This window comes from Undibacterium sp. SXout7W, assembly GCF_049339385.1.
Lineage (GTDB): Bacteria > Pseudomonadota > Gammaproteobacteria > Burkholderiales > Burkholderiaceae_D > Undibacterium.
The window spans coordinates 90,317-101,117 of sequence record NZ_JBMPPF010000018.1; the positions used below are offsets into that span (position 1 = coordinate 90,317).

Below are 10,801 nucleotides of genomic sequence, written 5' to 3' on the forward strand. Positions count from 1 at the left end.
TCGCTATCGTACCTGAGATCAGTCTTCGCGGCGCAGATGCGGGAACAGAATCACGTCACGGATATTCGGTGAGTCGGTAATCAGCATCATCAGACGATCAATACCGATACCGCAGCCGCCGGTCGGTGGCAGGCCATATTCGAGGGCGCGGATGTAATCGGCATCGTAGTACATCGCTTCTTCGTCGCCCGCATCTTTGGCGGCAACCTGTGCCTGGAAGCGTGCTGCCTGATCTTCGGCATCGTTCAACTCCGAGAAACCGTTAGCGATTTCGCGGCCAGTCATGAACAGCTCGAAACGTTCGGTGATGCAGGGAACGGTATCAGAAGCACGCGCCAGTGGTGATACTTCGACTGGGTAGTCGATGATGTAGGTCGGATTCCACAACTGTGCTTCGGCAGTTTCTTCAAACAGTGCCAGTTGCAAGGCGCCAAGCCCAGCGGTAGCGAACGGTTTCACACCGAATTTCAGCAATTCAGACTTGATGAATTCAGCGTCGTGCAATTGCTCATGCGTGTATTGCGGTGCATATTTATTGATTGCGCCGACGATAGTCAGGCGTTCAAACGGTTTCGACAGATCAAGTTCTTTGCCCTGATACGTCAGCACTGCTGTGCCGTGCGCATCTTCTGCGGCTTTGCGAATGACTTGTTCAGTGAAGTCCATCAGCCATTTGTAATCGACGTAAGCCGCATAGAATTCCATCATCGTGAATTCAGGGTTGTGACGCGGCGACACACCTTCATTGCGGAAGTTGCGGTTAACTTCAAACACTCGGTTAAAGCCGCCGACGACTAGTCGTTTCAGATACAGCTCAGGTGCAATGCGCAGGTACATTTCCATGTCCAGCGCATTGTGATGGGTGATGAAAGGCTTGGCTGCCGCACCGCCCGGAATCACGTGCAGCATAGGCGTTTCGACTTCCATGAATTCATGGCTGGACATGAAATTGCGGATCGAAGTCATCGCTGCGGTGCGCGCCTTGAAGGTGCGGCGCGTCTCTTCGCTCATGATCAGATCAACATAGCGCTGACGATATTTGGTTTCCTGATTCGCCAGGCCGTGGAACTTGTCTGGCAGAGGGCGCAGCGACTTGGTCAGCAAACGCAAGGTCGTGACTTTAACGGTCAACTCATCCGTTTTGGTTTTGAACAGCACACCTTCAACACCAAGGATGTCGCCCAGATCATAATGGCGGAAGGCTTCCATCGCCTCTTCACCAGTTTTATCCAGCGTCACATACAACTGTATGCGGCCATCAGCCTTCAGGCCGGACGCATCTTGCAAGGTCGCGAAAGCGGCTTTTTTACCGGCTTCGCGCTTGAGCATCATGCGGCCAGCAACGCTGACTTCGACATTCATCGCTTCCAGCTCTTCGCGGCCTATCGTGCCATACTGCTCTTGCAGACTGGCTGCTTTATGCTGCGGGCGGAAGTCGTTAGGGAAGGCAATGCCTTTGGTACGGATAGCGTCGAGCTTGGCACGGCGTTCCGCGATGATGGAATTTTCATCGACCGGCAATTCGCTGGCAGCGGTTTGATTGTTCAGTTCTGACATAAGATTTCTCTCAGATTTCTCTTCGTTGTCCGGGCAGTTTGTCTGCCTGTTTGTTTTGTCGGCGCAATTTCAAATGCGGGAAATTGCGCCGTTGTACTTGCTTGTTAGGCTCGATTTATTTAAACGCCTTGCTTCAGTGAAGCAGCGATGAACTCATCAATGTCGCCATCGAGTACGGCTTTGGTATTGCCTGTTTCAAAACCGGTACGCAGGTCTTTAATGCGAGACTGATCGAGCACGTAAGAGCGAATCTGGTGACCCCAGCCGACGTCGGTTTTGGAATCTTCCAGATTTTGTTTTTCGCTCATGCGCTTGCGCAATTCGAGTTCAAACAATTTCGCTTTCAGCATTTCCCAGGCTTCCGCACGGTTGCGATGCTGGCTGCGATCATTCTGGCATTGAACAACGATGCCTGATGGGCCGTGTGTCAGACGAACAGCGGAATCGGTCTTATTAATATGCTGACCACCGGCACCGGAGGCGCGATAAGTATCTGTGCGCACATCGGCAGGGTTGATGTCGATCTCAAATGAATCGTCTACTTCAGGGTAAACAAATAAGCTGGAGAACGAAGTGTGGCGGCCATTATTGGAATCAAATGGTGACTTTCGCACCAAACGATGTACGCCAGTTTCTGTGCGCAGGAAACCATATGCATAGTCGCCTTCAACTTTCAGGGTAGCCGTCTTGATACCGGCAACATCACCATCTGACTGCTCAAGAATTTCCACCTTGAAGCCTTTGCGTTCACAATAGCGCAAATACTGGCGCAACAGCATCGACGCCCAATCCTGCGCTTCGGTACCGCCGGCACCTGCCTGGATATCGATGAAGCAGTTGTTCGGGTCCATGGGGTTGTTGAACATGCGGCGGAATTCCATACCTTCGATCAGGCTGCGCAAATGCTGCGCGTCGGTTTCGATGGATTCCAGCGTATCGTCGTCGTTTTCTTCTTTCGCCATAGCAAACAGATCGTTCGCATCGCGCAAGCCGGATTCCGCTTCGGTCAGCGTGTTGACAACGGCTTCAAGGGATTTTTTTTCTTTGCCCAGATCCTGCGCGCGCTTAGGATCGTTCCAGACCGTTGGGTCTTCTAATTCGGCGTTAACTTGTTCGAGTTTCTCTGACTTGATATCGAAGTCAAAGATACCTCCGAAGTTCTGCTTCACGAACTGTCAGGTCGTCAAGCAGGGAGGACAGGCTATTGAGGCGTTCAGCTTCCATAATTTTAGCTTTTCTAATGCAATCAAACCTTGCATTATACCCTGAGCTATTGCTTATGAGTCTAATTGAACCTGCCCATGTTTAAATTGAATAATTGATTAAGTTGCCGCTGTTACCAGACAGAGGTGGTAACGGTAGGCTTCGCTTCGCGGTGGCTTTCCATCCAGGTTACCAGATGGTTTTTGAAGCATTGTGGGCAAATATGATATTGCGTCAGCTTTGATTGACCGCCGCTTGGAAAAGACTCTTCTTCTTCCAGTTGTATCGTTGTCATAATTTTTTCGTGTTCTTTATCACCCCAGTTTTCGTCCCAGTGTGATTCTGCTCCGCAGACATCGCAGGTGAGTTTGTCAAAAACTTCTTCTGTGTGTTCAAGAATCAGAACGGTCTTCATGTGTTTCATACTTCCTCCATGTGGGGTAGTGCAAAGCCAGCAGATAACTTATACATTTTACCTATGTCAGCAAAGAGCATGTGGAAAAACTAAAAAAGCTACGGTATCAGCGCAGCTTTTTAGTGGTTTATCCGTCAGTCATTAAAATCCAAAATCACCTGCGACCTGACTTTGTCGAGCTATTGGTTTTAGGTTTTGCAGATTTATAGGATAAGCCGTTGCGACTGTTGCCAGATGTAGTCGTTGAGATCGCACCTGGTATTTTAGATGTGACACCGACGCCGGTTTTAGCCGTATTTTTTTTGCCGTAGGTATTGATCTTAGGTGCGGCAACCCTGCGACCGTTCGCTATGCCACTTTCTTCTATCGTTACGGGTATGGCAGGCTGGCGTGAAGGTATCAGATGACGCGGGCTGCTACCAATCAGATCACGCCGCCCCATGCGTACCAACGCTTCGTGGATGATTTCCCAGTTTTCCGGCGCATGATAGCGCAGCAGGGCTTTGTGTAGTTTCCGGATTTTTCCTGAACGCGCCGTTTCCACGACTTCAGAATCTGCAGTGACTTTTTTGAGCGGATTTTTACGCGTGTGGTACATCGTTGTTGCCAACGCCATGGGCGTTGGCATAAACGTTTGTACCTGATCGAGTTTGAAGTCGTTTTTCTTGAGCCAGATCGCGAGGTTGACCATGTCTTCGTCGGTGGAGCCAGGATGCGCAGCAATGAAGTAAGGAATCAGATATTGCTCTTTGTTGGCTTCTTTCGAATATTTCTCGAACATCTGCTTGAATTCATCGTAGCTGCCGATGCCGGGCTTCATCATTTTCGATAAAGTATCTGATTCAGTATGTTCAGGTGCAATTTTCAGCAAACCACCGACGTGGTGCGTGACTAATTCCTTAACGTATTCTGGTGAACGCACGGCAAGGTCATAGCGCAAACCAGAGCTGATCAGGATTTTCTTCACGCCCGGTATCGCACGTGCTTTACGATAAATTGAGATTAATTTGCTGTGATCGGTGCCGAGATTTGAGCAAATCGATGGATAAACGCAAGAAAGCCGACGGCAGGATTCTTCGATTTTTTTATCTTTGCAGGCAAGGCGATACATATTCGCCGTTGGGCCACCAAGATCAGAGATGGTGCCGGTAAAGCCTTTGACTTTATCGCGGATTTCTTCAATTTCACGAAGAATAGAAGGTTCTGAACGGCTTTGAATGATGCGGCCTTCGTGCTCGGTAATGGAGCAGAAAGTACAGCCACCAAAGCAACCGCGCATGATGTTGATTGAAAAACGGATCATTTCCCATGCCGGGATGCGTGCTTTACCGTAGGCCGGATGAGGTGCTCTGGCATAGGCGCGATCGTAGACGCCGTCCATTTCATCCATTGCCAACGGCAGCGGAGGTGGGTTCAGCCAAACATCCCTGTCACCATGGCCTTGTACCAATGCTTTTGCATTTCCGGGATTGGCTTCAAGATGAAACACGCGTGACGCATGTGCATACATAACGGCATCGTCTTTTACTTCATCAAACGAAGGAAGCCGGATAACGGATTTATGCTGTTTATTTTTTAGCATCAACTGCCGCTCTTCGCGACTCATGATACGAATGGCCTGCTGCTGAATGACATCAGTTTTTGGTGTTTCAGGTGCATTTTCTGATGGGTTTTCAGTCGCGCATTTGGCGTCATTTTCTGGTGTCATTGCATACGGATCTGTATGCACTTCAATTTTGCCTGGAGTATCAATCTTGACTGAATTGATTTCACTCCACTCAGCATCCGGTAACCAACCTTGCGGTACCATGAACGCGGTACCGCGCAGATCACGAATATCTTTGATTGCTTCTCCTGCCGCTAACCGGTGAGTGAGATCGATCAATGCACGTTCGGCATTGCCAAACAGCAAGATGTCGGCTTTGGAGTCTGGCAATACGGAACGGCGAACTTTATCCGACCAGTAATCGTAATGCGCGATACGCCGTAAACTTGCTTCTATACTGCCGACAACGACGTTGGCATCCGGAAACGCCTCGCGTGCGCGTTGTGCATAGACAACCAGCGCCCGGTCAGGGCGTTTGCTGCGGTCACCATCGGGTGTGTAAGCGTCTTCGGAGCGAATTTTTCTGTCTGCTGTGTAGCGATTGACCATTGAATCCATATTGCCGGCAGTGACGCCGAAATACAGATTGGGCTTACCAAGAGCTCGGAAGGCATCGGCAGAATGCCAGTCTGGCTGACTGATAATGCCAACTCGGAAACCATGGTGTTCAAGCAAGCGTCCGATCAATGCCATACCGAAGCTTGGATGATCAATGTAAGCGTCGCCTGTCACCAGGATCACGTCACAACTATCCCAGCCCAGTGCATCCATTTCTGCACGTGACATAGGAAGGAATGGCGCTGTTTTGTTGCCACCGATATCGGGGCGAAAGCGCGGAAAAGAGAAGAGATTTTTAGGCATTGGATTCATGGGCAAGATTGTACCGGAAAGGCTGTTTTTTTGCCCGAACCTCAATAAAATCTGCTGAATAATCAAAAGCTTGCAGATTTTTGTCTGAAATGATCTGGTCGTGATCATTGTGTACATCATTCATGATGTTTGGACCGACATGGGATGAATGCCATTCATATCAGGGAAATATTTTTGATTTCTCTTATTGCGTCGCCATTGTTTGCGGTTGTTTGCGATAGGGCATCTGCTTCCGAATTTTTATGTCGTGGTATCCAGCGAATATGGACGTAGTCGAATTGAATGACGAGAGCCAACGCTTGCAGCCGGTAAGGTTCTAATATTGCAGACCTTGTTTTTTCATGTTGGCTGTTAATGTCTGTAATCACGACCTGGCTGTCGCCTTGAAGTTGCAAATGAGTGATGTGTGTCGGCGTGCAAGACGAAGGGTGCCGATCAACGCCTGATATTCGGCATCACTGCTGGTTCCATGTCCGATTCGTTGCTGATGGGTATGTCGTTCACCGTTTGGGCCTTTCAGCAAGCAGCCAATCTGACAGTCACCTGGATTGGGCTTTGCCGATCCGTCGAACCACCCATGCCATACATGATCAGGTAATACTATCTGCCGCGATTTGTTTTCTCTGATACTAGATTTCTGCCGGCGCTTTTCTGCATGCAATTGTGTGATTCTGATTGCTTCATGTAATCGCCATTGAGCTAGTTGTTCAACAGTGTCGAGTTGTAATTTGTTGGCGGATAGTTGTAAAACGCGAACTAAGGCAGCTGTTTCACTGATATTTTGCTGCTTTGCCAGTCGCTTACTACTCACTTTTTCAGCGTGAGTTGCGATCGTTTGTTCGATGTTATGGAGAGGATGTGTTGGCATAAATAAAATCAGAATGCTATGCGTTGAATCTAATTGTCGAATTGCATACAACGACTAGAAGTCAGTATTTGAATTCTATTTTTGCTGCAAAAGTGGCAAAAGTGAGTAAAAAAATAGGCAAAGTGTCATTTCATTTTCGATTGATGTCACCGACAATACAACAAGTGTTCTGTTGTGAATGCTGTTTTGTTGTTGTGTAAAAAAATTTGGAGTTGAAAATGATTATCTCTTCTGCTGGTATCAATAATTATCAGAACGTTGGTGCGATTAATTCTTCTGTCGTTGCTGGCACTGCAACAACCGCAGGAAGCACGACATCAGCCAGCAGCGTGGGTAGTACAAGCACCAATACGAATGCATCCGGTGTGAATGATAGTAATTTATCGCTTGCTGTGAAGCAGGCATTGGCGCAAATTAATTCTGGAAAAGATTTAACGGCCTACCTGTCGTCGGATTCTTCACAGTCGTCAGCCTCGGATTTTACAAGTAATTTATTTTCTTCTTTGCCGGGATTGTCAACTGCTTCATCGTCGGCTGCTGCAGGACAGGGAACTACGCCTGTGCAACTGGATCAGTCAAGTTCGTCATTTAAATTGCAGAACAGCATACAAAAACTCATCACGCAATTAGATAAAACGAGTTCCGGTGATGGCACATCGGATACAGCCAGTTTACAAAAATCATTTAACAATCTGATCAGTAATAGTGGTGGTAATCCTGCACAGCAGGATTTGCAGTCTTTTTTGAAATTGGTTGCAGCAAATGTTCAGGGGAGTTCCTCGATTGGTAGTTTATTTAGTGCAAGTGCTTAGGATTATCAAATTTATCGGATATGTGAGTAGATAAAAAGATAAGCAAAGGGCAAGTAAAAATTGCCTTGAATTCTTTTTAAAATATTATATAAAAATGGCTTGGCGAGTTTTTTCGCTAAGCCATTTTGCTTTCTAGAGGCGTGTTAGTTAGGATTAATGAAGAATTAAATGATGTAAAAATACAATTTATTATTGCTAATTAAATAATTATGATAAATTGTCAATTTTAGGAGGCAATATGAAAAAATTATGCGTCCTGTTTATTGTGCTTGTATTTATTTCTATTAATGTCCGTCCCGGCATTTTGTCTGGATCTGCTCTTTTTCGAGCATTAGAAAAAGACGTACGTGGCGATACAACAGATGAAGATTTGGTCAATAATCAAAGCTATGTTCTGAGTGCGTATCATTCAGTTGAAGGCGTGTTTGCCTGCGCACCTGTAAATACCAACGAAATCGAGATGAAGCAGGTTGTTCTTGGATATATGCAGCGTCATCCTGAGCAGTGGAGCAAGTCCGCGGATGTAACAATCGTTAATGCATTGATAGACGCGTGGCCTTGTAAAAGTAAATGAATTTCAAGGCACGGAGATATCGGCAATAAAAAAGTTAGTTCATATCAGTTCAGACTTGAGTCAACAACGACTGTCACGTTAACTTGTTTTCTTCTTACTCAAATTTAGCCGCCAGCGAGAATGTTAGCGACGCATCCCGATGCTGACACAATCAACCTAGTCACTACTAGCGATACCTATACTGGTCATTACTCTTACGGCATTGTCTTTGCAATCAAGATCTTCAGGTCGGGAGTCGATAAGCTGAATCAGGGATCGAAGATGGGCTTTGTTTTGTGCCAACCTCACTTCCAATGATTCGATATCAGTAATCTTCTTTTTGAGTGCCGCCATCAATTCATCATGCCTCCACGAAGAAATATCTTCTGGCAGGACTTGTTTGATTTCTTCAAGTGAAAAGCCTGCTTTTTGTGCATCATTAATAATAGCAAGCAGAGCTACCGCCTCCAGCGGATAGTCTCTGTAACCATTGGATTGGCGGCTGACAGCTTTCAATAATCCCTTTGTTTCATAAAACCGGATTGTTGATGCAGGTATGCCGCTACGTTGGGCTAATTCACCGATTTTCATAGAGACACCCCTCCATCACCTTGCATTTGATTGTCATTCTTGAGTGCGTTTAATAAAACTTTGGCCATTTTTTGACTTGTGCCTGGATTTTGACCGGTAACGATTCGGTTAATAGTGACTGTATAACTTCGAAATGGAGCCAACGATTTTTTTATATCTGGCTTTTTTGCTCTTCATTTTAATTTGCAGAGTATAGGGTACTTAATCTTTGGTCCCAGAGGTGCTTCTTCGAAGTTTGACAGTCCGAGGGGATGTTGCTGGAGCACGCTCCGTTAATGTTACTGACATCGTGGAAACAGATATTTCTTGAAAATCGACATAGTGATTATTTCAGAATAGATCGGCTTACAAAGCTCAATGCAATCAACTATAAGATTAAAGCTCACTTCAAGGTCAAGCGACTGAAGTGAAAATGAACGATAAATATATCAAAAATGCAAATCTACGGTGATATTGAATCAAGACTCTAAAATTATTTGCATTGGGGCTTGACCTTCAACTTAACTTCAAGCTTATCGTAGGGTCATTCTAACTCAGGAGATCATTATGAATCCTTTTAGTAAGCTGACTTTACCCAATGGAACTATTCTTCACAATCGCCTTGCCAAAGCAGCAATGGAGGAAAATATGGCCGACGGAAATCAGGCGCCCTCCGATGACCTGATCAGGCTATACAAATCATGGGCGGAAGGAGGTGCGGGTCTGATTATCACAGGGAATGTGATGATTGACCGCAGAGCCATGACCGGGCCTGGGGGAGTTGTTCTTGAATCAGAACAATTTGCTTCTCGTTTCAAGGATTGGGCCAAGACGGCGCGTTCCCATGGCGCACAAATCTGGATGCAGATTAATCACCCGGGGCGCCAGATGCCAGCAGCACTTGGACAGGAAACAATGGCACCTTCTGCCATAGCAATGGATCTTGGTAATTTGTCTAATCAGTTTTCCACGCCACGAGAGATGAGTGACAACGATATTGCCGACGTGAAGCGCAGGTTCGTGAGGACGGCACAGTTAGCAAAAAAATTTGGCTTCAACGGTGTAGAAATTCATGCCGCGCATGGCTATCTCATCAGCCAGTTCTTGTCGCCGCTCACCAACAAACGTGTTGACCGCTGGGGTGGTTCCCTTGAAAACCGAGCCAGGTTATTGATCGACATTGTTAAAGATATTCGCCATGCCGTAGGTAAGGACTTTGCTGTCGCCATCAAAATTAACTCAGCTGATTTTCAGCGTGGGGGATTTAGCACTAACGATGCGAAAGAAGTCGTTGCCATGCTTAACTCATTGTCAGTGGACATGATTGAACTGTCTGGAGGCAGCTATGAAGCCCCTGCAATGACTGGGCAAGCGCGCGATGGAAAGACACTTGCCCGTGAAGCGTATTTTTTGGAGTTTGCCAAGGACATCGCGACTGTGGCTGACATGCCAATCATGGTGACTGGGGGCATACGCCGTTACCAGATCGTGGAAGAGGTACTTAACAGCGGCATTGATATGCTAGGGATGGGGACTGCTCTCGCACTCAACCCCAAATTGCCTGAAGTGTGGCGTTCTGACCAGACAGCAACTGCGGTGCTGCGAACCTTTAAATGGAAAAATAAAGTGATGGCATCTGCTGCCTATATGGCAATGGTGAAATATCAGTTGCGCCGCCTTAGTAAGGGTAAGCAGACCAAGCCCAACCTGGCACCTGCTTTGGCGCTGTTGTTTCAGCAATTGGAAACCAACGTCAAAAATCGGCAGTATCGCCGCAGGATGAATAATTCCCCCATTTTGGCACGATGACTTAAGCGAAATGTGTCATAGAGCGAATCGTGATGAGTGTTGAACTCATGTAGGCAACAGTACGAACTGGTTGTTATACATAACAGGTTCGCAATCGATTTTTTAAATTAAATATTGAGGTGTACATATGAATATACATATAAAAATGGCTACGGTCGTCTTCGGATTCATCTTGAGTTCCGTCGAAACTCCTTCATGGGCTCAGAATGTAACTGCACCCAAGCAGACATTGATCAACATTGGTGGTCATGTTGTGCCAGTGGTTGCGGGTGGTTTGTATGATCGCTTCCGGTCAAACCCTCCATTATCCGTCATTGCATCCGAAGCGCCAGACGTCGATCTTAGTTGGTTCAAAAGTATCAAAAAAGAAAAAGTCGACATCGGTTTTGAGTCTTACTCACCGAATTTTTACTAGAACTCATTTCATAAATAGGGTCTGTTAACTTTTTTCGGATTATGTTAACTTTGGAGCATGACACGAAGAGAAGAATTAACCGAAGATCAATGGAGCATATTGTCTCCCTTAATTCCAGAATCG

At 46.5% G+C, this 10,801-nt stretch carries 11 protein-coding genes; 4 read left to right on the forward strand and 7 right to left on the reverse strand.

Annotated elements, in window-relative coordinates; genetic code table 11:
- Nucleotides 1-18 precede the first annotated feature (18 nt).
- The 6 genes from lysS to ACO0LB_RS16330 all read right to left on the reverse strand — a co-directional run bounded on the left by lysS (nt 19) and on the right by ACO0LB_RS16330 (nt 6,519).
- Nucleotides 19-1,557, reverse strand: a complete 1,539-nt coding sequence (lysS, locus tag ACO0LB_RS16305; protein WP_423050959.1) for a lysine--tRNA ligase — start codon at nt 1,555-1,557, stop codon at nt 19-21.
- Nucleotides 1,558-1,676: 119 nt separating this feature from the next.
- Nucleotides 1,677-2,781, reverse strand: a protein-coding gene (gene prfB, locus ACO0LB_RS16310; RefSeq protein ID WP_423050961.1) for a peptide chain release factor 2 whose coding sequence is annotated in 2 segments (ribosomal slippage) — nt 1,677-2,699 and nt 2,701-2,781 — 1,104 coding nt in all. Because the reading frame shifts where the segments join, the coding sequence is not laid out codon by codon here.
- Between the two features lie 112 nt (nt 2,782-2,893).
- On the reverse strand, nt 2,894-3,184 hold the full coding sequence (locus ACO0LB_RS16315) for a hypothetical protein (RefSeq protein ID WP_423050963.1): 291 nt from the start codon (nt 3,182-3,184) through the stop codon (nt 2,894-2,896).
- A 145-nt stretch (nt 3,185-3,329) separates the two neighbouring features.
- Entirely contained in the window at nt 3,330-5,567 is a 2,238-nt protein-coding gene (locus ACO0LB_RS16320) for a YgiQ family radical SAM protein (protein WP_423050983.1), read from the reverse strand.
- Between the two features lie 239 nt (nt 5,568-5,806).
- On the reverse strand, nt 5,807-6,019 hold the full coding sequence (locus tag ACO0LB_RS16325; RefSeq protein WP_423050965.1) for a reverse transcriptase-like protein: 213 nt from the start codon (nt 6,017-6,019) through the stop codon (nt 5,807-5,809).
- Nucleotides 6,016-6,519 (reverse strand): hypothetical protein, encoded by a 504-nt coding sequence (locus ACO0LB_RS16330; protein WP_423050967.1) that lies wholly within the window; start codon nt 6,517-6,519, stop codon nt 6,016-6,018. The genes ACO0LB_RS16325 and ACO0LB_RS16330 overlap by 4 nt, the downstream gene beginning before the upstream one ends.
- A 218-nt stretch (nt 6,520-6,737) precedes the next feature.
- Between ACO0LB_RS16330 and ACO0LB_RS16335 the strand changes: the two genes are divergently transcribed.
- Complete coding sequence (locus ACO0LB_RS16335; RefSeq protein WP_423050969.1) at nt 6,738-7,331, forward strand: hypothetical protein; 594 nt, start codon at nt 6,738-6,740, stop codon at nt 7,329-7,331.
- A 238-nt stretch (nt 7,332-7,569) separates the two neighbouring features.
- Nucleotides 7,570-7,905, forward strand: a complete 336-nt coding sequence (locus tag ACO0LB_RS16340; RefSeq protein WP_423050971.1) for a Rap1a/Tai family immunity protein — start codon at nt 7,570-7,572, stop codon at nt 7,903-7,905.
- A gap of 156 nt (nt 7,906-8,061) precedes the next feature.
- Here ACO0LB_RS16340 and ACO0LB_RS16345 read toward each other — a convergent pair whose 3' ends face one another.
- Nucleotides 8,062-8,475 (reverse strand): MerR family transcriptional regulator, encoded by a 414-nt coding sequence (locus ACO0LB_RS16345; protein WP_423050973.1) that lies wholly within the window; start codon nt 8,473-8,475, stop codon nt 8,062-8,064.
- Between the two features lie 546 nt (nt 8,476-9,021).
- On the opposite strand from ACO0LB_RS16345, the gene ACO0LB_RS16350 reads away from it, so the two are divergent.
- Together ACO0LB_RS16350 and ACO0LB_RS16355 are read left to right on the forward strand one after the other, a co-directional pair.
- A complete protein-coding gene (locus ACO0LB_RS16350) occupies nt 9,022-10,263 on the forward strand; it encodes an NADH:flavin oxidoreductase/NADH oxidase family protein (RefSeq protein ID WP_423050975.1) in 1,242 nt (413 codons plus the stop codon).
- 127 nt (nt 10,264-10,390) lie between these two features.
- Nucleotides 10,391-10,678 (forward strand): hypothetical protein, encoded by a 288-nt coding sequence (locus tag ACO0LB_RS16355; protein ID WP_423050977.1) that lies wholly within the window; start codon nt 10,391-10,393, stop codon nt 10,676-10,678.
- Nucleotides 10,679-10,801: the final 123 nt, after the last annotated feature.